The sequence below is a fragment of the Glaciecola sp. SC05 genome (assembly GCF_041380235.1).
Lineage (GTDB): Bacteria > Pseudomonadota > Gammaproteobacteria > Enterobacterales > Alteromonadaceae > Glaciecola.
The window spans coordinates 176,798-202,275 of sequence record NZ_JBGIYY010000008.1 but is presented as its reverse complement, the minus strand read 5'-3'; the positions used below and the strand labels follow the sequence as shown (position 1 = coordinate 202,275).

The following is a 25,478-nucleotide window of genomic DNA, read 5'->3' as shown; positions in this document are numbered from 1 at the left end:
TTCAAGATAACGCAAAGCATACAAAATCAGATTAGCGGCTGAAACTGTCCTTTAGGTGTAAATATGCATACTACTCGACTGCGTTGCGCTAACCGCACTTAATCGTTCGCTCACCGATATGATAAACATTATTTACCAACACATAGCTAGCAGACAGAATCGCAGATGTAGGTACTGAAATGAGTGCTAAGGTTTCATCGGTCCAAGCATAAAAACTTGTATCGTTTTCCAAAAGATTCACCAGTTTTAACACTTTCTTATCGCTCGATAGTTCACATTTATATTTTTGCGAGTAGTCAGTTTGCGGGACCACTACACAAGCAGAGATACTCAAAGCCATTATTATTAACACTGCTTTTTTCAAGACACAAAACCCCAAAGTAAAATTGAACGCGAGTATACAAGATTTTGGAGTGCTTGGTTATATTCGGTTATCTCCGGCTCGGCTCACTTCGCTTCTTCATCAAGCAGTAATCGAACCTCATCAATAAACTCAAAACGCGCCTTGTTTAGCTCAGGCTCGGTAGCGTTTTTCCAGTTGCCGTTAAAGGCCACAACAAGTTGTCGTTTGGGGTCGATAAAAATGGTTTGCCCAAAAATACCGCGCGCAGTAAAGCTGCCATCATCGAAAGTCCACCACTGAAACCCATATCCTCTGCCTTCGCGGCCAATGTCGGTTTGCTTACTTGTGGCCATTGCCATCCAGCCATCCGGTAAGGTCGCGCTGCCGTTTATCTTGCCATCTTCTAATACAAACAAGCCGTAGCGAGCAAAATCTCTCAGGCTGGCCTGTATGCAACACCCTGAAATGGCCAAACCGTCGGAACTCAATAGCCAGCTGGCTTTATCTGCCATACCAAAGGGCTGCCATATTTTTTCGCTTAAATATTGCGCAAGAGGGCGACCCGTCGATTCCCCCACCAAGATTCCAATGAGGTTTGTTTCTCCGGTAGAATAGTGCCATTGTTGACCCGCTGGGTGCGCCCTGGGCAGTTTACGCATATAGCTCACGATAGAGGGTAAACCGTCGCTGGCGATATGATTATTAAATTTTGCTACATCAGACTGCGGATCTGAATAGTCTTCATTCCACTTTACGCCCGAGGTCATGGTTAACAACTGGCGAATGGTCACGTCGTCATAGGCTGAACCTTTTAAGCCCTCAATATATTGTGACACTTTATCATCCAGACTACCTATGTAGCCGTCTTTTAAAGCCATGCCCACTAAACTTGAGGTAAGCGATTTTGCCACCGAAAAACTGGTCCAGCGCTTATCAGGTGAATGCCCAATGCCATAGCGTTCGAATCGAATTTGCCCCTTATGCAATATTAATGCACCAGCCAAATTCTGCTGTTCAAAGAAAAGGTCCATATTGGTGGCTAATGGAAGTGGCGCTCCTATCGGTAAATCTCGAGGTGTGTGACTTGGCTCGATAACATTAGACTTGATCAGTTGCGGCAACTTATCGGTCATCTTAAAGCCAACATCTCGCTGGCTCTGTGACCAAAATAAAACGTTGGCGTCTTGAGGTGGATCTAACAACAGAGCACGCCAGTCTGGGCCAATCGCCCACCAAGCGATGCCGGCAGCAATCATTAAACACATAGCAAGCACGCCTAGCCATTTTAAAATTGTTATCATCAATCGGTCCTATAATTTAGTAATGAGTCTTCGACTTAGTGAAGGCAAAATCAACGCCTAATGCCCTTTACTCAGATGTTTATATAGTTGCGTATAAGCTTGCAGTATCGCTTGGGATTTCTCAATGTTGCCGCCCTTATCCGGATGATTTTGATGCTGCAGCCGCCGATATGCATGTTTAAGCGTCAACACATCAACATTATCCAGCGATGGCATTTCCATGGTACGACAAGCTGCTTCAATTTCAGTTTCGCTGAGCGCAGCCCCTAAATCCGTCCCCGCCATCTTTTCCCAAAAACTGTTTAACAAATTCTCCACATCGTCTGCATCTGTCTGAGAAAAATTGGTCCAATCCAGATAGTAGTCAGCAAGCGGGTCTTTTGTCTGTATTATATTGGCTGCTGATTTTAAGGTGGGTTTTAGCACAATTTGAGTAAGTCCGATATCCAATTCACCGACGTTTTGCGCTCTCCATCGTTGCCGCAAGTGATAAAGGCTATGAAACAATACAAAATGCGTCTGAAACAGTACCAGTGGATCTTGTAGAGCTTTGTTGTCAAATAATAGGAACGGCGGCGACTGCAGCGCCCTAATCAGTTCGAATTCACTGATACCGACTATAAACTGCGAACGAAATGTCTGAAGCACGTTTATTAATAAAGATTGGAACTCATTGGAGGATAATGACAAAATACATTTCACGTAGTAAAAAGGCACTGGAAATATTACCAGCCAGTTAGACTCTGTCAAATGCACCAATAACATTGACTTATTTTGGCCACTACTTCATAACGGAGCCCTTTGAAATATTAGAAGCCCTGTTCAGGTCTATCTAATAACAAAGGCGATCCGCAAGCGCCTATTAGAATGCTGTAAATATTAATCGCCTGTGCTTGCTACAATGAACGATTTAACGATTTAACGATTTACTAAATATAGTACAAATAAATGCTGTAAATAAGGAATGTTTTAAAACATGGTACCTTTTTCGCTAGGCTCACACGCCCTAGAATCAACAAGCAATTCGGCAACAACGATAGCGCAACACAGAACCCCAGATTTACGCAGTGGCGACCTTGCTGAAAAACGCAAAGAAATAGCCCGTTATTTTATCAATACCTTTGACACCTACACGCATTTGTTTCAATGTATTGCCAGTGAAGACGGCTTTTACAAGCAGTCTATAAGCCTGCGCCACCCGCTAATATTCTACCTTGGGCATACCGCGACATTCTTTATCAACAAGTTGATCCTCGCAAAAATGATCAATCAGCGCGTCAATCCAGCATTTGAGTCTTGCTTTGCGGTGGGCGTTGATGAAATGAGCTGGGACACCATTAACGACGATGACTTTGAATGGCCAACGGTGAATGAAGTATTGAGTTACCGTAATGAAGTCAGGGCCATTGTTCTGGCGCTCATCAACAGCATTGAATTGAGTCTCCCGATTGACTGGGAAAGCCCTTGGTGGCCCATCATTATGGGAATTGAGCATGAGCGTATTCACCTTGAAACCTCTTCGGTATTGATTCGTCAACTCGATATCTCAAAGGTGAAAAGCCACCCGCAGTGGTCAGCTTGCACCGTCAGCCATACTGCGCCGGAAAACGCGTTAATCACCGTTCCAGCCGGTGATGTTAAATTAGGAAAAGCCTTTGACGCCGACCGCTATGGCTGGGATAACGAGTATGGAACCCACCAAGCACTTGTCAAAGAGTTTCAGGCTAGTCAATATTTGGTAAGTAATCAGGAGTTTCTGGGTTTTGTAGAGGCCGGTGGATACCAGCAGGCAAAATACTGGAGTGACGAAGGGTTCGCTTGGCGAGAATACAGTCAGGCGCAGCATCCGAGCTTTTGGTGCTTACACAATGATGCATGGCACTTGCGGGTGATGACTCAAGAAATACCCATGCCTTGGGATTGGCCGGCAGAGGTCAACTATCATGAAGCAAAGGCATTTTGCCAATGGAAATCAGAACACACTGATAAATCCATACGCATGCCCACCGAAGACGAGTGGTATCGCTTATGCGCAGTTGCAGGTATATCAGAGCTCAGTGAAGAGCCTGCCAATGCCAATTTGCATTTAGACCACTATGCCTCGGCATCGCCGGTGACTCAGTTTCAACACGGTCAGTGGTTTGATGTCGTGGGTAACGTCTGGCAATGGACTGAAACGCCTATTTACCCCTTTGATGATTTCAAAGTACATCCCATATACGACGATTTTACCACCCCTACTTTTGACGGCGAGCACAAGCTCATTAAAGGCGGGTCTTGGATCTCAACCGGCAATGAAACACGTCTAAGCGCGCGATATGCGTTTAGACCTCACTTTTTTCAGCACGCGGGGTTTCGATACGTCTGCGCAGAACACAAGGCTACACACACTATGGCTTATTATGAAAGCGACCAGTTGCTTGCCCAATATGCAGAGTTTCACTTTGGTGATAATTGGCACTCGGTAGAGAATTTTCCAAAAGCACTTGTAGGGCTAGCCCTGTCAGCTAAACAAGACTTAAATACCAGCAAAGCCCTAGACCTAGGATGCGCCTGCGGACGTGCAAGCTTTGAATTAGCCGATACATTTGATGCGGTAGACGGTATCGATTTTTCTAGCAACTTTATCCGCCTTGGCGTTGAAATGGCCTCTCAGGGCTTTGTAAGATATGCCCGCCCTGAAGAGGGTGAGCTCGTCAGTTATCACACTCGCAGCCTCGAGACTTTAGGGCTTGAAAAAACCGCTCAGCGTGTGTCTTTTCATCAGGGCGATGCCTGCAATCTCAAGCCAGAGTTTAGCGGCTACGATTTAGTGTTAGCCGCGAATCTCATCGATAGGCTGTATCAACCCTCAAAATTTTTACAGAGTATTGGGGAGCGTATTAATGATGGCGGCCTACTTGTCATTGCCTCACCTTATACTTGGCTCGAAGAGCACACGCCAAAAGAAGAATGGATTGGTGGCTTTAAAAAGGATGGTGAAAATTACACGACCTTAGACGGTCTAAAAGACCAGCTTTCAGGAGAGTTCAAACTGATCTCAGAACCACAAAAACTACCTTTTGTGATCCGTGAGACCCAACATAAGTTTCAACACACACTGTCTGAAGTCACTATTTGGGAGAGATTGCCGCGCTGATAAGTGCGTCAATTTCATTACCAATAGCCTCATGCTCCACAAGCTTTTCAAACCACTGACTAGCGATATCGTTAGTCAGCAAACCGAATATTGCGCCAAGCACCATGCCTCGATGAACATTGTCACCGCCTAAGTTGGTGTTTGCTAACAGTCCTTTAAATGGCTCGTTTCGGTATTTATAGGCTAAATAAAGCACAACCGGCCAGGAATCTGAAATATAGCAAGCCGATGAGAAAATGTGCCCTACTACTTGCTGATCGGGCAAGTCTCGTTTAACCAATCCTGCAACATCAAAGCTTTTATGCTGTTTGCCCGCCGCCGCCAACAGTATTTTTAAGTTGTCTTCGTCAGGGTTATCCATCAAAGAGCACAACAAAATAACGTAGCGATCACTGACTCGCATTAATTCTTCATCAGGGTGTGTCAATGCAATATGCTCGCGACAGCTTACCTGAATGTCGCTTATATCTGCGCCGCTCAGCTTCAAGCGAAAAACTAAGGGTGCTAGCGTAACCAAACCACCAATAGACGCGGTGTCATGAGTCTTCATGGCACATTTTAGCGGTGCGCGGCCCTGCACATAATTAGCAAAGAAACCGCGATGGTAAGATTCGGCATAGGTGTCGTTATGCAAAGGTGTGCCAGCGGTCATAAATGCAATGTAGTCGGCCACAAATGCTTCTTTGTCATAAGCATGCTCATTAGCAATCATCGAGCGCATCAAAACGCGCGTACACTGCGCATTTAAGGTATTTTCGCCTGCCGCCATTCCTTGATGATAGTGAACATTGGGTACGTCCCAATGTTGCGCTTTGCCTTTTAAAATAACCTCTCCCACAATTTTAGGCGCTGGTGCGTTACGTGATGACTGTCGACCGCCGCTGCTCGTTGAGTGCAAGGACATAATAGACGAAGGATGGAATTGAGGTGCTGCTTCAAACTTCTGAATACCTCCGTCAAACGCCCGCTGTATATCCATTGTGCGATAATACCAGTGCACCGGCATCGCCAAAGCATCAGCGATAAAGCTTGTTCGAAGGGAGCTTTGTGCGCGACCGATCATTTCAGAATCTACAATCATCCAATGGTTTCCTCAACAATTTACACATTCATTTGCTATTTATCATTCACAACGAGTAAGTCCAAACAGCGATAATGCCAAGATGCTAGCACATTCGTTTTTTAAGCCTTGCCTTTGCTGCACAATCAGTAACATTCTGCGCCAATAATCTTTTACAATTTACAGACATCCACAGCTACACACTCAGGTAACTTGCGGGCGATATGGGCAAAAAAAAGAGCAGATAAATCTGCTCTTTCTACTACTTAAATAGTTTGCTTGCCTTTGTCAGTTGCCCATCGGCAAGTTATTCAGCAATGTATGGCAATTATTCGCAATCGGCTACGTTACCGCCAGTCGCTTTCTTGGCTTCGATACATGCCATTTTAACTTTTTCAGCTGCGCTATCTTTTAACTCGCTCGCTTTTTCTGAAGAAGCTTCAGCCATTTCGCTAGCTGAATCTTTTGCGTCTTCAAACATTTCTGAAGCAGAATCTTTTGCGTCAGCAGCCATTTCAGACATCGCGTCTTTGCCTTCAGAAAGCATATCAGATGACTCTTCACCAGCTTTTTCTAGCTCGGTCATCATTTCTTGTTTTGCTTCTTCAACTGACTCTTCTTTGGTCTCTGAACAAGCAGCTGTGAAAAGTAATGTAGACAACAATAGTAGTGCAATTTTAGTTTTTGAAACTAACATAAATAATCCTTTTTTTTGTAAGTAAGTGGAATTCACGCGCATATTGTATCCTACTTTCTGTGCGAGCGAACACGTATTTTCTGTAAGCATGATAAACATGGCCTGCTGAAAGTTCATAAAGACTCAGGTCATAGCGAAGCGGTCCTGCATAATGATAACGCTAGCGATCCGCTGCAAACCGGCTTCAACGGCAATACGTTTTTCATCAGGGCAGTTAAACAAATTCGCGAGGGCTTGATTGGCCTTATCCATATTGTAAATTGGCTGGTCTTTTGCTGCCTGAGAGGCAAAGGTATCATGATAAAATGCCAACATAGGGTCATGTTTATCTCGCGAAGGTGGCGTGGTAAATGGATGCTTTTGACGATTATATACCTCCGGCAATAACACATCTTTGGCAGCTTCACGCAAGACATGCTTTTCACGAATACCTTTCACCTTCATGTTCACCGGTATACGGGCCGCGACTTCTGCTAGCTTATGATCAAGAAATGGTACCCTTCCCTCAATTGAATGAGCCATCTCCATGCGATCACCTAGATAATTCAGAATAAAGTTTGGCAATACGGTTTTTGCGTAAATATAAAGTGACTGATTAAGATGATCACGACCGGTAACCCTCTGTGCAATCGGCAAACGGTCTAGACCTGTTGCCACTGAGAAGCGTCCTTGCATCTGCGCATATACCTCATCTGTTAAAAATCCCGAGGCGCTGTTTTTCATTACCATGGCTACATTAAGCGTTGCAGGAGACCAACCTAAGCGGCGCTGGATCGCTTGCATTTCGTCTCCTTTTGCAAGAGCCGGCATCACAAATGAGCGTGTTGCTTCGTTTGAACCAAACATTTCATCCAAGAATGCCGCTTTTTCACTGTCACTCAAATCAGGATTGTTGTTAACCGCATCAGTTCTAAAAAACGGATACCCGCCTAACATTTCATCAGCGCCCTCACCGGTAAAAACCACCTTAATACCAGCTTTTTCGACAGCTTGACTGAGCAAAAATTTAGCCACACCATGCCCGTTGAACATTTGCGTTTCAGAATGCCAAATAGCATCGGCATAGGCATCTGCGATATCTCGACCAGTAATGGCAATAGGATGGTAGCTTGCTCCTACATGCTTAGCCGTTGCCTCGGCAATTGCAGCTTCATCAAAAAGGGGATTATCAAAAGTCAGGGTAAAGGCGCGGATGGGTTTGTCCATGCATTGCTGAGCGAGACCCAACACCGCACAAGAGTCAATCCCACCGCTAAGATAAGAGGCTACTTCAACATCCGCCACTAGCCTTTGCTGAACGGAGTCTTTGAGCGCGGCTCGGAATTCTTCGACCACTTCTTGTTCACTTCGAGTGTCCTCTCGCATTTGTGCGACTGTGGGAATTTCCCAATCCCAATAGGTATAAATGCGAACCACACCATCTTTAGCCACTGCATAGCTACCTTGAGGAATAGCATAGACACCCGCAAATTCGGTGCTTTCATGTGAACGGCCAAGGCCACCCGTGGCACCTTCTAGATCCCATTTTGCGGGCACACCTAAAGCGAGCAAGGCTTTTATTTCTGAAGCAAAATACACATTGCCATTAATCGCTGCATAGTAAAGCGGCTTGATCCCAAAACGGTCACGTATAGCAATCATCATTTGCTCTCGCTCATCTGCAATAATTACCGCAAATTCTCCGCGCAATTTTGCAGCGGCCTGCATACCCTGTTGATGATACAAATGCAGTACAATTTCGCTGTCGCTGTCGGTGGCAAAGCGATAGCCTTCATTGCGTAATTTATCGCGGATGTCACGATATCCGTAAAACTCACCATTAACCACACTATGAATGGCACCATCCGGGCTTGCCATGGGTTGTTCACCGTTGTTTAAGCCAATAATCGACAGTCGAGTGTGCCCAAGCACCCATTTACCATTGCTGGAAGTCCAGCTGTTCGCGCCATCAGGGCCCCGATGGTGAAGTGACTTAAGCGCTGCTTCGCAGAGCCCCGGGGCTAGCCCCTTGCTTGTCATTGCTGCAAAAATTCCGCACATGCAGAAGTCCTTTTATGAATGTTCTGCTCAAATCTTATTGAAATTAAACAGCATTAAAGAGAAATACGAGCATAACATTTTATTAACATGTGACAATCATTGGGTATTCAGCAGTAATAATCTCGTTTGATGAATGCATATTTTGAACAAGGATGCTCAGGATAGATTGTGTACTTGCATCATATTTGGTAGTTTCGCTTCATCAAAAATATGCAATGAGAAAGCTATCTATATGCAGCTTGCTGCTTTAATCCACTCTGACAGCCAACAACACATCGACACTTTGCACCATGCTTTTTTACAATTGAACGATTGTGAGCAATGTGTACTGAGTATTTTAGCGGTCATATATAAACCTATTGGCATTACCAAGTTAGATCAAGTAGTAAACGCGCTAGTCGAAAGTGGCTTTTTGACTGGCGAGAAAAAACACTACCGCTTATCAGTGGAACAAAGAGAATCCCTGGCCAAACAGTCATTTATTATACCCAATCGAGAGGGCATACAAATCAATGCGCTTTTAGCCAATCGCTTGGTCCTTGAAATTGATAATATGCCTAACGAGTCGGGCATGTTCTCACGCTCAGGCGACGACGTTTCAGCCAAGCATGAGGCTCATTTGCAAAGCAAGGCGCAAGCAAACTCAGGCATAGTTCAACAAATGCAGGCACCGTCAGGCAAGTTGCTCGCGATATTGCTTGCCGCAGAAGAGATAGTGCCGGTTGTTAATAGCTATAGCTGGCAAAAAAAGGACGTAGACAGGCGTCGGCTGATTCGAGACTTTTACTATTTACACCTAATGGAACAATTTGCAGCAAGCTTAGCATGCAATAAAAACCCGCAAATTATTGATCATGCTCAAAACCAAATTTTAGTTGAAATCTTCTTTGTGCCGTTTTCTTTAGAACAGTATTTAGCCCTACCTTCGTTTGTTCAATACCAAGCTTTAGCCACGCTTATTCGCGTATTTCAAAGGCAGGGAATACGCTGCGACTATCCGATTCACATACTAGAGCAAGTATGCGCCGCGCACCCCGACCCTAACACTGAGCAATACAACATCGAATGCAATCATCTGTTAGCTGAGCAGTACTTATATCAAATGCGCTTTAACGATTTTGAGCGTATTCAAAGGCCTCAGGATAATAGTTGCTATGGCCTACAATTGAAGGGCGCTTACTGCTTTTTGACTGGTCAAAACGAAGACGCTTTACAAAGCTACGAAAAAGCACTTGCCGCCAAAAATAAATTCAGTCGACGTAAAAAACAGTATTTACCAGGGTTACTTGGATATTTTTATAAACTCGCGCTGATGGTGCAGGCGAATCAAAGTGATGTCAGCTATTTTCATAACGCTTTGCAGCAAGCCGAGTTTGAAATAGGCGATCGCACCCTTAATCATGAATTTTCTTCACTCGCACATGGCCTGATAAAAAGCATTCATAGCCTCTCGACCGCTAGCGAATACACTAGCCATATCAAATATAACAGCGTCACTGAAAATATGGATTTTTTGTGTCATCAGCTCGACTATTTTAACTATTTGCTGGCGCAGGTTTGGTGTAATAAAAGCCAATTTTCTGAGCATGCTGAATTAGCGCTGCAGCGCCAAGGCAAATTTGAGCAGCTTGGCTATGCCTTGTTCACTCAATTCAGCGAACAACTGGCGGTCAGTTTTAGCGGCCGTTCACAGCAAGATAGGCAGAGCTTGCCCGCACATCTTATTGATATCACGTTACTGATAAAAACCAAATCCCAGTGGGACATCGCTTTAGACAAACTTATTGCGCTTAACCCGAGTACAGAACAAGTACCCGAAGTACTGCCACAAAAGCCATTAAAACCTATTCGACTGATTTGGGAGCTTAGCGACAGCTATGAATACAATATCCAAGGGCGAGAACAAAAGCTCAGTAAGTCAGGTTGGAGTAAAGGCCGAATCGTGTCGCTAAAGCGGCTTAAGACCGAAACCGATCTTTTTGATTATTTGAGCGATAGCGACAAGCTAATTTGCCGCAGTATTCATGCCCAACAAGGTTGGGGCTACTATGCAAAAACAGAATATTCCCTGCAGGGTTTGAGCGCATTAAGCGCAGCAGTAGGCATTGATAATTTGTATCTTGCTGAGGATTTGAGTCAGCCTATTGAACTGGTCAAACGCGAGCCTGAACTGATTGTTAGCCAGCAAGGAGACCAGCTATGCCTGAGCATTGCTGACTTACCCGAGGACATAAGCGGCAATCTTCAGGAGAATCTTAGCACTTACAAAAAACAAAGCCCTTACTCGCTAAAATGTGTGTCACATCAGCAATATCAGCTCACGGTGTTTTCGCCCGAACATATTAAAGTTGCGCAAATTATTGGCGAAGACGGCTTGCTGATCCCCATCACTGCAAAACAAAAAGCCTTAGACGGTATCTCCGCCATTGCGCCATTTTTGAATATTCAGTCGGACATTGCAGAGCTCGACACAGGCTTAGAAACCCTAGACTGCGATGCAAATTTAATGGTAAACATCGAGCCGACTAAAACGGGGCTAGCCTTTACCTGTGTAGTAATGCCTTTTGGCGAGAGAGGTCCAGCGTTTATTCCAGGGCTAGGCAATGCCAGCTTAAGCACGGATATTAACGGCAAGCGAGTGGCAACCCAGCGAGACTTAATGCGCGAGCAGGCTTTATTAGATCAGCTTGACCAAGCTTGTCCGGCATTTTTGCAAATGTCAGGCAATACCCTAGCGCTAGACGATTGGCATACCGCTCTCGGCGCGCTAGAGCAACTGGAAGCGGCCATTAGTCAAGCTGCTATCAACTTGGTTCTGCGCTGGCCAAAGGGTAAGAAAATAAGCTTAAGTAAAAAGCTCGAAAGCCAGCATTTGCAGTTAGCCCTCACCAAAAAAAGTGAATGGTTCGATATTACCGGTAATTTGCAAGTCAATAACGACCAAGTACTGGAGCTTCGCAAACTTCTTGAGTTAGTCAAAACCAGTAATGGTCGCTTTATTGAATTGGGCAGCGAACAAATACTGGCGCTCTCGGATGAGTTACGCCATAAGCTTGACCTAATTAATCAAGTCACCGATGACGGTAAGTTTCACCCTCTGGCGACCCTGCAAGTCGAAGAGGCCACCGCTGGCATGCGTATGAAAACCCTGCACGCCTGGGATGAGCAGAGCGCACGAATGCACGAAGCAAACACTATTGAGCCAAAGCTACCTTCTACTTTTCAGGCTCAACTCAGAGACTACCAATTAGCCGGTTTTGACTGGGGCATGCGGCTGGCGCATTGGGGCGCTGGAGCATGTTTAGCCGACGATATGGGCTTAGGCAAGACCTTACAAGCGCTAGCCATCTTGCTAGCAAGAGCGAATAAAGGCCCGAGTTTAGTGATTGCACCCACCTCCGTTTGCTTTAATTGGCAGCAAGAAGCCTTAAAATTTACCCCTACCCTAAATATCAAATTGTTTGCTGACTCAAGCACCACTATACAGCGCGAAGTCTTACTCAATGAATTAAGTGAATTTGATTGCGTGATCATTAGCTATGGCCTACTGCAAAGAGAAAGCGAGCTACTTAGCCAAGTGCATTGGCACACCATTGTTGCCGACGAAGCTCAAGCTCTGAAAAACCCCTTAGCGAAACGCACCAAAGCCGCCTATGCACTAAGGGGCGACTTTAAAATGATCACCACCGGTACGCCCATCGAAAATGACCTAACTGAACTATGGAGTCTATTTCGTTTTATTAACCCTGGACTGTTGGGCAATGTTAAACGTTTTGCTCAGCGATTCTCTGCGCCAATGGAAAATGCAAAAGAAGACCCGCTCGCCGCTCGCAAGGCCAGTCAGGGCCTCAAAGCACTTATCCAGCCTTTTATACTTCGCCGCATGAAAAATCAAGTGCTCACAGAATTGCCCCCGCGCACCGAAATCACGATCCCTGTTGAAATGAGTAGCAAAGAGCTGGCATTTTATGAGGCACTAAGACTTAACGCGATCGACAATATTAGCCAAAGCGGTAAACAGGCAAATGCTGGTGAGCAACGCATCCGCATGCTGGCAGAATTAGTGAAACTGCGTCAAGCATGCTGTCACCCAAAACTCGTGATCACAGAAAGTGATATCCCAAGCGCCAAACTCGCTGCACTGGATGAATTATTAGACGAACTAAAGCTAAATAAACATAAAGCGTTAATTTTTAGCCAGTTTGTAGGACACCTTCAATTAATCAAGCAACATCTTGAAGCCAAGGGTTTTAACTACCAATACTTAGATGGCTCAACGCCGCAAAAAGACCGACAAAAACGCGTAAATGCCTTTCAAAATGGTGAAGGTGATGTATTCTTAATCAGTTTAAAAGCTGGCGGCTTTGGCCTCAATTTAACTGCCGCTGATTACGTTATTCACATGGATCCATGGTGGAATCCTGCCGTAGAAGACCAAGCTTCCGATCGCGCGCACCGCATGGGTCAAATACGCCCAGTTACCATTTATCGCTTAATTACCCAAAATACCATTGAAGAAAAAATCGTGGCACTGCATCAGCATAAACGTGATTTAGCTGACACACTGTTAGCCGGCAATGAGGCAGTAACTAAACTATCGGTTGAAGATATGCTGAACTTACTAAAAGACACGTTTTAGTCATACTTTTGCTAACCTAAATATAAACGAGTCAAGAGCATTGATTTATTGCGAACTTAACCTAACATCAGCGCAGTAGTGCTAACATAAGCATGGTCAACAAATGACAATGCTTAGCGCTAGGTTTGGTGGGCTTTGTTCAGTATTGGCAGAGCAAACATCATAGCTTGAAGGCATTGTAATAATGCAAAAGTGGAGAAATGAAGCAAATGAACGAAACAAGAGCACAGTTCAGAGAGCTACTGCTGGAATGGTTCACGCAGCATCTGCCGGGTAATCCATTTTTATGGTATGACGCAGTTGTATTAGTGTGGATCAGCATATCGGCAGTGCTGCTGCATTTTCTTGTTCGTGGATTTTTTAAACAAGTCTTAAACAAGCGCTACGGCGAAGGCAGCAATGCTCAAACCCCAAGCCGCACGTCACTTTTACGGCTTAAGTTAGCCACCCGCGTTTCGTTCATGATACAAGCCTTAATCGTCCAGCTGCAGGCGAAGTTATGGGTGCCTGATGGCGTAATATTTTTGCGCGTAATTGAAGTAATGACCGACCAATGGATTATTTTGTTCGCACTGCTTTCTTTGTTTACCCTGCTAGATATCTTTCAGGCGATTTCGGACAAGCGCTCAAGCAAAGCGTCCTTTCCGCTTCGAGGCCTCTTACAAACCATTAAATTAGTCGCCAGCGTGCTCACCGTAATCCTTGCTACGGCGATGCTGATGAACAAGTCACCATTGATTTTATTCAGCGGCCTTGGCGCACTTTCAGCCGTGCTGCTGTTGGTATTTAGAGATGCAATATTAGGATTAGTGGCCGGCATTCAGCTTTCAGCTAACAATATGCTGGCGGTAGGCGATTGGCTTGAGATGCCTAAATATGGGGCTGATGGCGAAGTCATTGATATCGCGCTAACGACTGTCAAAGTGCGAAATTGGGATAAAACCATTACCACTATTCCCACCTATGCATTAATTTCTGATTCGTTTAAAAACTGGCGCGGCATGGCCGAGGCCGGTGGCAGAAGAATTAAACGAAGCGTACATATTGAAATGAGCAGCATCTCGTTTTTGAGTCATGAACAGCTCAACAGGCTAAAAAAAGCCGACTTATTAAGTCAATATATTACCGATAAAGTATCGGTAATTGAAAAAGACAACAGCGAGAAAAAAGCCGATATGAGCATTACGCTAAATGGCAGACGCTTAACCAATATAGGGACATTTAGGCACTACTTACTGGCACTGCTGAAACAACACCCGAGCATTCATCAAGGTATGACGCTGATGGTTAGGCAATTAGAGCCTGGCAGCCAGGGTTTGCCCGTGCAAATTTATGCCTTTACCAACACCACCGACTGGGGTCAATATGAAGGTATTCAATCGGACATTTTTGATCATATCTTAGCAATACTACCGGAGTTTAATTTGCGCGCCCATGAAGCACCCAGCGGCAATGATGTGCGTATGTTAAGGTTGCCTCAATAGTCGTGCCTAACGCTCTATACACCGATTTATCTAAATATTACGATTTAATGTGCAGTGACATCGACTATCGCCGGCAGAGTGAATGGGCAATGCGCGCGCATCATTTACTCGGTAATTCAAGTAAACTCCACCTTGATTTAGCATGCGGCACTGGTCAGCATATTAAGTGTTTTATTGACAACGGATATGACTGCAGGGGCCTAGATATTCATCAGGGGATGCTCGATATTGCGAAAGAGCGCTGTGGCTCTGCACATTTCGTTTTAGCTAATATGACAAACTTCATCCTCGATGAACCGGTCGACTTAATTACCTGTTTTCTCTATTCGCTGCATTACTGCCAAAGCATTGCTGACCTAAAAAGCTGTATTCAAAGCGTGCACCGAGGGCTTAATAAGGGCGGGATGTTTTGCTTTAACGCAGTGGACAAAGATACTATTTGCAATCATAGATTTGAGCACCACAGCGTACAACATGACAATAGCGAGTTTGTATTTGCCTCGGCATGGCATTACATGGCCAACGCAGAGCAGCAGTCGCTTTCTATTCGCATTCAAAAAACTCAAAACGACGAGCGGCAAGTTTGGCAAGACACCCATTCGATGGTGGCCTTTAGTTTTGAACAGTTACATGACTTGTTACGACCGTACTTTGATGTCTTAATTTTTGAGCATGACTACACGAAATTAATTGAGTGGGATAAGCACTCTGGCAACGCCACTTTCGTTTGTGTCAAAGCATAGCAACTATTTACCTCACTAGAGGAATATCAATTCATTAAAACCACTGTTTAAGGATGTCACTTCTGGTTACACTATGGGTTTTAACGCATTCATAGTTTGCAATGACCACGCCCTTTCATTATTCGACCACCTACGTATTAGACAAAAGTCACTTTAGTGAGACTTTTGATGAGTCTGTAACGACGAACAATCCTAAGACGGCTTATTTAAAATCCATCGGATTGGCCTTATTCGGTATCGCCCTATTATTGCTTACCGAACTTAGCGGCTATGCGGCATGGTTTGTTATTGTTTTAGGCATAGTCGAAGCTCTCAGCGTTTATTTTAAGAAACCTTGGTGGTTAGCCAGACAAATGATCAGCCGCGCGGCAAATGAGACGCTTACCTTAACCATCGATAACGAAGGCGTGAGCAGTTCGTCCGATTCGGTAGAAAGCAAAATACTCTGGGAAGATGTTACGCAAGTTGAAGGCACAGCACAGGGTTGGATGCTGCATCACGCAAACGGCAGAAACTATTTATCAAAAAGATGTTTATCAGATGCAGCCAATGATTTTCTGCGCCAGAAAGCTTCGCTTGAGTCTAAAACGCTATGAGCCATTTTATTATTGCGCTGGTGCCGGTGCTCGTATTGATATTTATTGGCTATGGTTTAAAGCGCATCAATTTTATCAGCAAAGACGTATGGTCCGGCATCGAAAAGCTTACCTACTACGTGATGTTTCCGGCCTTGCTGATTCAAAATATCGGCAGGCAAAATATTCACGGCACGCCGTGGCAAGACATGTTCTTAATTGTGTTTATCGTATTGGTCCTAGCCACCGCGGCGCTGCTATTATTGTACAAAGTGCAGCCAACAATGACGGCCAAGACCTTCACCTCGGTATTTCAGGGCGGCATTCGCTTTAACACCTACATCGCGTTTTCTATTTCAGCGGCATTTTACGGCAAAGAGGGTTTAGGTTTAGCCGCCATTAGTGCTGGCTTTATGATTGTGTTAGTTAACTTTTTATGTGTGGGGGTGTTCGTATTTTTTGGCAGTAATGCAGCCTCTAGCGGCAAAGCCTTTATTAAACAAATTTTGCTGAATCCACTGATCATTGGCTGTGTTGTGGGGTGGAGCTTAAGTTTATCGGGAATTGGTTTACCCGGCGTGAGCGCTGATATTCTCGAAGTATTGGGTCGAGCGGCTTTACCAATTGGTTTAATGGCGGTAGGCGCCGCTTTAAAACCACGACTGGTAGTAGGCCACTCTAAAGCAATCATCAATGCCAGCATTATGCAATTTCTGCTCAAACCGGCCTTAGTCATTGCATTGTGCAGCATCCTCGGATTGTCGACAATCGTCACTGGCGTATTGCTGATTGCTTTTATTTCGCCTACCGCGTCGAGTGCCTATATTCTTGCACGGCAGCTAGGCGGGGATGAAGAGGCTATGGCTTCTATTATTACTTTACAAACCATACTCGCATTTGTAGTGATGCCGCTGTGGGCATTTGCTTTTTTAGTTTAAGCATTTTTTACTCAGCATTGAAAAATAGCGTAAGCAGCACAACTAAACAGACTAATCTAGGTAAAAGCACCCTGAGCATAGAGTGACCAATACTTTTTTCGAGGCTACCACCGCTTTGATCATGAGCACCAGCGAGTATGATTATTAATGACACGCAAACACAAGAACAACATAAAAACAGGATGCCCCAATAAAAATGTCAGATTCTAGCGCTTCAATAAGGTTTAAAAACGGCATTGCTATGCCCAACCGCTTCATGTTAGCCCCCTTAACCAATACCCAAAGCCACGACGACGGCACATTATCAGACGATGAATATCGCTGGCTAACCATGCGCGCAGAGGGTGGCTTTGGTTTAACGATGACTTGTGCTTCTCATGTGCAGTTTGTTGGCAAAGGCTTCCCTGGGCAATTAGGTATTTATGCAGATGCGCATATTGAAGGTCATACACGCCTAGCCTCAACCATCAAGGCAAATAACAGCCTAGCGCTTATCCAACTGCATCATGCTGGCATGCGCTCCCCTGAAGATGAAATTGGTCAGCAGCCGGTGTCTGCTTCAGACATTCAGAAGCATAATGCTCGAGGCCTCACATTATCGGAAGTAGAGCAGCTTCGTGATGACTTTATTGCCGCAGCTGTTAGGGCAAAGGCATGTGGCTATGACGGCGCCGAGGTGCATGGTGCGCATGGCTATATTTTGACGCAGTTTATCAGCGCCGAAATTAACCAGCGACAAGACCGCTATGGCGGTAGCTTGCGCAACAGAGCAAGGCTATTGCTAGAAATAGTAGACGGAATTCGCAGTACCTGTGGCAACGATTTCTTATTGGGCGTGCGCCTCTCACCAGAGCGTTTTGGTATGCAGTTAAGCGAAGTCAAAGCGCTATGCGAAATATTGATAAACGAACACGACATCGACTTTTTAGATTTATCCCTGTGGGATGTGTTCAAGCAAGCGCATGATGAAACGCAGCAGCATAAAAGCTTACTCGCGCATTTTTTAGACATTGATTACAAAGATGTAAAGCTCACCGTAGCTGGCAAAATAAACTCTGGGAAAGACGTGCATGCACTGCTAAACCAAGGGGTAGATTTTGTGACTATTGGGCGAGCCGCAATTTTGCACCATGACTTTCCAAAAAGAGTTATAGCCAATCCTGATTTTGAACCTATCGCGCTGCCGGTTACCGAGGCGCATCTGTCAAACGAAGGGCTAAGCGCTAAGTTTATCAAATACATGAGAGGCTGGGATGGGTTTGTGGCTGAAGCAAACTAAATAACCTGATGTGATGGATAAGAAACAGCGTTCAGCAGTGCTAACTATAAAAACCCCCGAAGGTTCTATTAACGTTCGGGGGTTTTTATAGGGTGTAGCGCTTTATTCGAGGCTAAAACGCTTCCTCTCGTTTTAGGGCGTATTTTTAGTTACGCAGTCGAAAACGCACTATTCCAAGAGTTTTCGACCTCTTTTAATGCAGTCTTCAGAAGGGCTCCAAAACCATCCACTTGGGTCCCACGCGCGACCATGGGACAAATAGATGCAGTTGGAATACACTTTTTTAGCCAATTCTATTTCATCGAGCTCTTCCAGCGATCTAGCCTTTACCCAAAGCGCTGTTGCGACATCGTTTAAGAGATAGTTTTCTTGAATTTTTCTTTTTTCAGACGGACTAAAGTCACCCAATGGCGGCGCTTTTGCTTTTTCACCATTGAATTTTTGTTGAAGCGTTACCGCACCAGATGCCCATTGATTAAAACAGGCGTCAACATTGGCGACGGCTTCTACATATTTTTGTTCGGAAAATAAATTAAGCGAGGTATTTGCCCAAAAAGCCGAATCCCCCAGATTTGCATCAGTCGACACACAAGGATTTGCGTTATTCTGCGCGTCTTGTGCCATGGTTTGCATTGGTATGAGCAGTATACCTGCCAACATAAAAAACAGACGAATAAACAATGTTAGCTTCATCAGATGTCTCCTTTATCTCAATTCAGTCATTTTCGGCCGGCAGGAACGATTACATGCCTAACTTGCTTCGATTTGATCTTAACGTGGAGAGCACTCTATCTAGCGCACTAAAATAAGGCAATGTTTGATAGCATTTTTTTTACATTTGCAGAGAAAAAATAAGGCTGAACGGGCTGAAAAGGTACCTGAATTATACACACTAACAAGTTCAACTATTGACTCCCAAATTACACACAAATCTTATAAGACGTTTATTTATCTGTTCAGCAGAGTATTTAAAGTTGCCGTTGAATCTATTTTGGGCAGGCTTTTATTTCTACTAAGTTCATTTGAACGGCTAAAAAGTTCACTTAGTCTAGTTTATGTTGTTCACAATACCTTACCCTTTTAATATTACGATTGTGAAAATTAAGTAAAGATGCCGTAAATTCATGTTAACTTATCGCTGATTCAGTACTCTGCGTGACCAGTTTCCAAAGGCCAAAAAAAGTTTTATAGGGAAGAACAATGAAAGTTAGTACACAACCATTCAAGCTAAAAAGACTAGTGCTCATTACCGGATTGGTTTTCGGTATGTCTGCATGTAACACCGATGACTTAGCCCCACCTCCTCCTCCGCCACCGGTTAACAGTGCTCCTCAAATATTGAGTATGCCAACTACTGGGGCAAATGAAGGTCAACCGTATATTTACACGCTAACGGCTACCGATCTTGATGCCGATTCACTTAGTTATTCATTAAGTACATCAACTTGGTTATCCATAGACCCTGCGACTGGTGCGGTAAGCGGCACGCCTACAGCTGCTGACGTCGGTGATAATGAGGTGACGGTTTCCGTTTCAGACGGTACCGATACCACCACGCAGACATTTACCGTTGTAGTAGTTGCAGCACTGCCAAACAATGTTGCTCCCGTTATCACGAGTTCACCCTTGCTTATGGGTGCAGTAGATAGTTCGTATTCTTACACTATAACTGCAACCGACGGCAACTTTGATGATTTAGACTTTGCGTCAGTCACTTTGCCGGCTTGGGGGATGTTTGATACATCTACCGGCATCTTATCTGGTACGCCCGATATTCCTGGTAACTATCCGGTTGAATTAACGGTAAGTGACGGCGAAGAGACGGTTAGTCAGAGCTTCACTATCTCGGTTACCGGTCCTGACGTTATCACTACCGAACTGACCGTATTTGAAAACATGATATTGCCTGAATGGCAAGCTTGGACTGACAACGGTGGCCCATTCGAATTAGTTACAGTAGATGGCGATCCAGAGCGTGACCAAGCTACAAAATTCACATTAACTAAAGAAAGTGTTGCAGGCTTCACGGCTCGCGAATCAGGTGGCGCGGTTGGCGGTATGCCGTTTGATGCATCTGGTTTCGTTGCAAATGGTCAATTGACTTTTGAGCTGCAACTGCTTGTACCTACGACGGTTCCGGTTAACGCTTGGTTCTTAAAACTTGAAGCCGGCAGCGGCGCGAGCTTTGCAGAAGTGAGACTTTCTTCTAGCCTTGAAGGGCATGCTGCTCCACAACTAAACACTTGGCAGACCTATACCTTCCCACTCTCTAGTTTGATTTCTGGCAGCTCGTTAAACGCCAGCGCAATAGACTTGTTCATGGTTTTCCCTAGCTACAGCGATGCAGCAGGCGCGTCTTATCTTATCGATAACTTTAAGCTAGTAAGCGTGATCAGCGGCAATCCTGGCGGTGGTGATGGTGGTACCGATCCAAACGGTCCAGAGCTACTAACGAACGGTGACTTCGAAAATGGTCTTGCCAGTTGGAAAGCGGATATTGGTTCGGTTGTTATGGACGATGGCGACAACGTATTTTTCGTTGAAATTGCCGCAGCGTCCGGTAACGTGTTCGATATAAACCAAAGCCAAATCTTTGATATAGAAGAAGGCGAAACCTATGTGTTTTCTTTCCGAGCAAAAGCTTCGCAAGCACGAACCATGATTGCAGGTTTAGGGCTTAACGGAGGTGACTTCACTAATATCTCTGAAACCGTAAGCTTGACTACAGAATGGCAAACCTTTACGACCGAAGTCGAGGCCATTGGCATCGGCGGCGTTGGCAGTCGTGTATTGTTCGACATGGGTGTTGGTATAGGTGACATTTTCATTGACGATGTCAGCGTAAAAGTAAAAGACGGTGCTCCACCACCTCCTCCAGTAGATAATGGTGCTGAGCTGCTTACTAATGGTGATTTTGAAGATGGCCTTGCTAGCTGGAGACCAGATGTCGGCTCTGTAATAGTTGAAGACGGCAACAGCGTATTTGAAGCAATCATCACTAGTGCATCTGACAATGTATTCGACATCAATCAAAGCCAGATATTTGATATTGTCGAAGGTGAAACTTACGTGTTCACATACAGAGCAAGAGCATCTGAAGCACGCACTATCATCGCAGGCCTAGGTCTAAACGGCGGAGACTTCACCAATATCTCTGAAACCGTAAGCTTGACCACAGAATGGCAGACCTTTACCACCGAAGTCGTTGCAGTAGGTATCGGCGGTGTTGGCAGTCGCGTATTGTTCGATATGGGTGTTGGTGTAGGTAATGTTTATCTGGACGACGTCAGCGTTAAAGTAAAAGGCGGCGACGCTCCTGCTGGTCAATTGTTGACAAATGGCGGGTTTGACGATGGCTTAGCTAGCTGGAGAGCAGACGTTGGGTCAGTCATTATGGAAGACGGCAATAGCGTGTTCGAAGCAATTGTGAATGTAGCCACCGATAACGTGTTTGATATTAACCAAAGCCAAGTGTTCGATATTATCGAGGGTGAAACGTATCGCTTCTCTTATAGAGCAAGAGCATCTCAAGCGCGCACTATCGTGGCAGGCTTAGGCCTAAACGGCGGAGACTTCACTAATATCTCTGAAACGGTAAGTTTAACAACTGAATGGCAAACGTTTACCACTGATATTGTAGCAGTTGGCATTGGTGGTGTTGGCAGCCGTGTACTATTCGACATGGGCGTTGGCATCGGTAACGTTTACCTTGATGACGTTAGCGTAATGTTGGTTGAGGGTGAGTAAATAGGGGCATTATTTGCCAAAGGGATTGGCGGCGTTTTCGTCAGTCCCTTTCTCATACCTAGAGCTATTTAAGAGATGAGTGGCAGTATATTTTTTACCCACTCTGACGCTTAAAGGAACCGCTTAAACGCATTCATCATTAGTTTGTTAACGTTTGCGTTACAATTTAAACAAATATGTTGCATTGGAATGTTTTCCAAACATTTTAATATGGTAGAGACTCAATAAGGGAAGCAAGTTGGCGTGTAGTAAGCCATAAAAGTGTCCAGTCTTTAATTAGGCTCAAGCACTGGCACGACAACCTTGTAACGTTTTAGATTTACCACATAAAAGAAGAGTATTAAGGACACACATGAATACTAAAAGATTTAACAAAACCCCACTAGCGGCCAGCCTGTCGCTGATACTCGGAGCTAGTTTAATGGCGCCGGTTGTTGCTCAAGAAGCAACAGATAATGCAGCCGATACTGAGATCATCGAAGTAACAGGTATCCGCGGCAGTATGATCAAGTCTATGGACATCAAACGCTCTTCAAGTGGTATTGTCGATGCAATCAACGCTGAAGAAATTGGTAAATTCCCTGATACCAACCTTGCGGAATCTTTACAGCGTATTACGGGCATATCGATTGAACGTACTAACGGTGAAGGCGCGCAGGTAAGTGCTCGTGGTTTTGGTCCGGATCGTAACCTAGTAACACTAAACGGTCGTCAAATGCCAACCACCACAGGTGAGCGTAACTTCGATTTCTCAAATCTTGCAGCAGAAGGCGTGAGCGGTGTAGAAGTTTACAAAACTTCGAAAGCAGACGTCCCGACTGGTGGTATTGGTGCAACAATCAATATTCTGACGCACAGACCGCTTAATAGTCCTGGTCAGCAAGGTACGTTTGCAGTAGAAGCTTGGGATGATGCGACATCACAAATTAACGGCGCCACTCCTCAAATATCTGGCTTGTATTCAATTACTAGCGATGATGGTAAATTTGGTGTTGCACTTTCAGCCAGTTATTCAGAGCGTGACAGCGGCAGCCAACAGGCGAACGTAAACTTCTTCAGAAGTTTTCCTGGCACTCTATCTACGGGCCCGGGTGTTCCTGACGATGAGACACAAACTAATCGCTATGGCGAAAACGACATCTTTTCAGTTCCTCAAAATACCTCTTACCGCTTTGAAGAACAGCAGCGTAAAAGAACGAATGCGCAGCTTACCTTACAATACAGACCGATGGATAATCTTACCGCTACGCTAGATTACACTTATGTCAGTAAGCAAAATGATACGCAGAACAACATCATTTCTGCTTGGTACACCTATGGTGACACCATCAACATATGGTCTGACGGTCCAAACGTTTCACCATTGATTTACTCAGAGCTACACAATACTCCTACAGGCCCTGCAGATCTTGCAATTGGTGCTTCAGCGTTTAGTGTGAAAGAAGGCAGCGATTCAATAGGCCTAAATCTTGAGTATGAATATTCAGACAACCTTTCGTTTAGCTTTGATCACCACGAATCAAGCGCGGAAGCAATGCCTAACAGCCCGCTTGGCTCAGCTAACGAAATACAACTTCGTGCGCTTGTTCGCCAATCAACGGCAACTGACTTCACAGGCGAAAGACCGGTATTGTCAATCGTAGGTGCTAGCACAGCGACCGCCGAAGATTTTCAGGTTACCGGTAGTGTATTTACTAATAACCTAAATGAATCACACATCTCACAATCACAGTTTCACGGTGAATATATCCTTGAAGATGCAGGTACTATTGATTTTGGTATTGCGCTAACGCACTCTCAAAACCGCGCACGCAGCAAGGGAATCATCCGTAACAACTGGGGTGGTGAGGGTCCTACAGGATTGTTTAGTTCAGACCAGTTCACCAGCGTCAGTGTTGCTGACCGATTCGACAACATGAGCGGCGGTAATTTTGACGGTTATACCGGCGAAGTTGAAATATTAGCTAATTACTTTGAGTTTGATTTTGAGGGTGTTAGAGACATTGCTGCAGCTAATTTGGGCGTTCAATCTGCACAAGTCGGCGATTGCGGAAACTCATTCTGCCCATCAAGCGATTATGCCTCAGACAGAGACCAGTACACTAAAGAAGAAATGGCGGCAATTTACCTTCAGTACAATTATGAAGGTGAGTTTGGTGATATGTACTACGATTTCCACCTCGGTGTGCGTTATGAAAAAACCGATGTAACTGCTACTTCAGCTGTTCCTGATTTTGTGCCTTCAGCACTTTGGGTTGGCGTAACAGAGGTAGGTTTGGTAAACAGGCCTAGCAGAACTTACGGAACAAGAGATGCTAGCTACGACCACGTATTACCGAGCTTCAACTTTAACTTGTTCCCGCATGATGATGTTGTATTGCGCTTTGCATACAGTGAAACCATTGGACGTCCAAGATACGGTCAAATGATCGGTGGTCTTAACGTTAACGCGGGTGCTCGAGTGGACGGCGGTATCGGTTCTACTGGTAACCCAGGCCTATTGCCACTTGAGTCAACAAACATTGACCTGTCAGCTGAGTGGTATTACGACGAAGGCAGCTACGTGTCGTTTGGTTACTTCACCAAAGATGTAGAAAACGACATCTTAACGCTTCCAGAAGACTTCACCAACGGTATATTTAATCCGGCAGATGGTCCTTATGCAGAAGAAGCAGCACTCGCTTTAGATATAAACGGCGACCCAATCGGCGACAACCTGCAATTGCAGCGTGAGTATATCTTTGCCACCTATGGTGCAACTGACCCTAACGTTTATATGGACAATGGCAACATTGTAATTGCTGGTAATCCATTAACAGACAATTTGTTGAATTTCAAAATTGAAACACCACAAAACGTCGAAGGCAGCACTGGTTACTCAGGTTTCGAATTTGCTGTGCAGCATTTGTTCGGTGAAAGCGGCTTCGGTGGTATTATTAACTACACCGTTACCGACACTGACAACCAACACGACGACTTTTTACTTACGCCTCAGTTAGCTGAGCTAGGTATCAGTGACTCGGCGAACCTTGTCGCATTCTACGAAAAAGATGGACTATCTGTTCGTGCCGCTTACAACTGGCGGAGTAAGTACATTGTATCGCTAGTGCAAGATGGTTCAGCAGGTCCTGGTCCTCGTTATATCGAAGAGTATGCGCAAATCGATTTAACAGTGAGCTACGATATTCCGCAAGTTGAAGGTCTAAGCGTCTTCCTTAACGGTATCAACATCACTGAAGAAAATCTTCGCGTAGTGGGTCGTAACTCTAATCAGGTACTTGCCGCTATTCAGCAAGGCGCTCGTTGGGGTTTAGGCGTACGTTACTCTTTCTAATCACTGCGGTATGTGATAAGTAAGACGATACTAGCCGCATCAAATATTCCCGTTATTTGATGCGGCTTTTTTATATCTAACAATCTAACAATTACCGCATTTTTCCAAAAGCGCCTAGTGCTTGTGAACTGTTTCATTAAATTTACACAGCTTCTTTGA

Annotated in this window: 16 protein-coding genes; 9 read left to right on the top strand and 7 right to left on the bottom strand. The window is 44.9% G+C overall.

Going from position 1 to position 25,478, the window contains the following annotated elements:
- Positions 1-88 precede the first annotated feature (88 nt).
- The 3 genes from AB9H30_RS09555 to AB9H30_RS09545 all read right to left on the bottom strand — a co-directional run bounded on the left by AB9H30_RS09555 (position 89) and on the right by AB9H30_RS09545 (position 2,394).
- On the bottom strand, positions 89-340 hold the full coding sequence (locus AB9H30_RS09555) for a hypothetical protein (protein ID WP_371194439.1): 252 nt from the start codon (positions 338-340) through the stop codon (positions 89-91).
- A gap of 107 nt (positions 341-447) precedes the next feature.
- A complete protein-coding gene (locus AB9H30_RS09550; RefSeq protein WP_371194438.1) occupies positions 448-1,644 on the bottom strand; it encodes a serine hydrolase domain-containing protein in 1,197 nt (398 codons plus the stop codon).
- Between the two features lie 57 nt (positions 1,645-1,701).
- Positions 1,702-2,394: a DNA-J related domain-containing protein gene (locus AB9H30_RS09545; RefSeq protein ID WP_371194437.1), complete on the bottom strand. Its 693-nt coding sequence runs from the start codon at positions 2,392-2,394 to the stop codon at positions 1,702-1,704.
- 226 nt (positions 2,395-2,620) lie between these two features.
- Between AB9H30_RS09545 and ovoA the strand changes: the two genes are divergently transcribed.
- On the top strand, positions 2,621-4,783 hold the full coding sequence (gene ovoA, locus AB9H30_RS09540; protein ID WP_371194436.1) for a 5-histidylcysteine sulfoxide synthase: 2,163 nt from the start codon (positions 2,621-2,623) through the stop codon (positions 4,781-4,783).
- Here ovoA and AB9H30_RS09535 read toward each other — a convergent pair.
- The 3 genes from AB9H30_RS09535 to asnB form a co-directional block, all read right to left on the bottom strand.
- The gene (locus AB9H30_RS09535) at positions 4,758-5,864 is read right to left on the bottom strand and encodes an ADP-ribosylglycohydrolase family protein (protein WP_371194435.1); all 1,107 of its coding nucleotides are present in this window, start codon (positions 5,862-5,864) and stop codon (positions 4,758-4,760) included. The two genes, ovoA and AB9H30_RS09535, sit on opposite strands and share 26 nt — an antisense overlap.
- Before the next feature lie 307 nt (positions 5,865-6,171).
- On the bottom strand, positions 6,172-6,540 hold the full coding sequence (locus AB9H30_RS09530; protein ID WP_371194434.1) for a hypothetical protein: 369 nt from the start codon (positions 6,538-6,540) through the stop codon (positions 6,172-6,174).
- Positions 6,541-6,663: 123 nt separating this feature from the next.
- On the bottom strand, positions 6,664-8,580 hold the full coding sequence (gene asnB, locus AB9H30_RS09525) for an asparagine synthase (glutamine-hydrolyzing) (RefSeq protein ID WP_371194433.1): 1,917 nt from the start codon (positions 8,578-8,580) through the stop codon (positions 6,664-6,666).
- Positions 8,581-8,812: 232 nt separating this feature from the next.
- On the opposite strand from asnB, the gene AB9H30_RS09520 reads away from it, so the two are divergent.
- The 6 genes from AB9H30_RS09520 to AB9H30_RS09495 all read left to right on the top strand — a co-directional run bounded on the left by AB9H30_RS09520 (position 8,813) and on the right by AB9H30_RS09495 (position 18,238).
- Positions 8,813-13,219, top strand: coding sequence for a DEAD/DEAH box helicase (locus AB9H30_RS09520; protein ID WP_371194432.1), 4,407 nt, complete (start codon positions 8,813-8,815; stop codon positions 13,217-13,219).
- 209 nt (positions 13,220-13,428) lie between these two features.
- Entirely contained in the window at positions 13,429-14,703 is a 1,275-nt protein-coding gene (locus tag AB9H30_RS09515) for a mechanosensitive ion channel family protein (RefSeq protein ID WP_371194431.1), read from the top strand.
- A 2-nt stretch (positions 14,704-14,705) separates the two neighbouring features.
- A complete protein-coding gene (locus AB9H30_RS09510; RefSeq protein ID WP_371194430.1) occupies positions 14,706-15,446 on the top strand; it encodes a class I SAM-dependent methyltransferase in 741 nt (246 codons plus the stop codon).
- Between the two features lie 101 nt (positions 15,447-15,547).
- Positions 15,548-16,042 carry a YcxB family protein gene (locus AB9H30_RS09505; RefSeq protein WP_371194429.1) on the top strand — a complete coding sequence of 165 codons (495 nt, stop codon included), beginning with the start codon at positions 15,548-15,550 and terminating at the stop codon, positions 16,040-16,042.
- On the top strand, positions 16,039-16,959 hold the full coding sequence (locus AB9H30_RS09500; RefSeq protein WP_371194428.1) for an AEC family transporter: 921 nt from the start codon (positions 16,039-16,041) through the stop codon (positions 16,957-16,959). The genes AB9H30_RS09505 and AB9H30_RS09500 overlap by 4 nt, the downstream gene beginning before the upstream one ends.
- Before the next feature lie 196 nt (positions 16,960-17,155).
- Complete coding sequence (locus AB9H30_RS09495; RefSeq protein ID WP_371194427.1) at positions 17,156-18,238, top strand: NADH:flavin oxidoreductase; 1,083 nt, start codon at positions 17,156-17,158, stop codon at positions 18,236-18,238.
- Positions 18,239-18,406: 168 nt separating this feature from the next.
- Here AB9H30_RS09495 and AB9H30_RS09490 read toward each other — a convergent pair whose 3' ends face one another.
- The gene (locus AB9H30_RS09490) at positions 18,407-18,931 is read right to left on the bottom strand and encodes a hypothetical protein (protein ID WP_371194426.1); all 525 of its coding nucleotides are present in this window, start codon (positions 18,929-18,931) and stop codon (positions 18,407-18,409) included.
- Between the two features lie 507 nt (positions 18,932-19,438).
- Here AB9H30_RS09490 and AB9H30_RS09485 point away from each other — a divergent pair.
- On the top strand, positions 19,439-21,985 hold the full coding sequence (locus tag AB9H30_RS09485; protein WP_371194425.1) for a carbohydrate binding domain-containing protein: 2,547 nt from the start codon (positions 19,439-19,441) through the stop codon (positions 21,983-21,985).
- Between the two features lie 352 nt (positions 21,986-22,337).
- Positions 22,338-25,319 (top strand): TonB-dependent receptor, encoded by a 2,982-nt coding sequence (locus AB9H30_RS09480; protein ID WP_371194424.1) that lies wholly within the window; start codon positions 22,338-22,340, stop codon positions 25,317-25,319.
- The last annotated feature ends 159 nt before the right edge of the window (positions 25,320-25,478 follow it).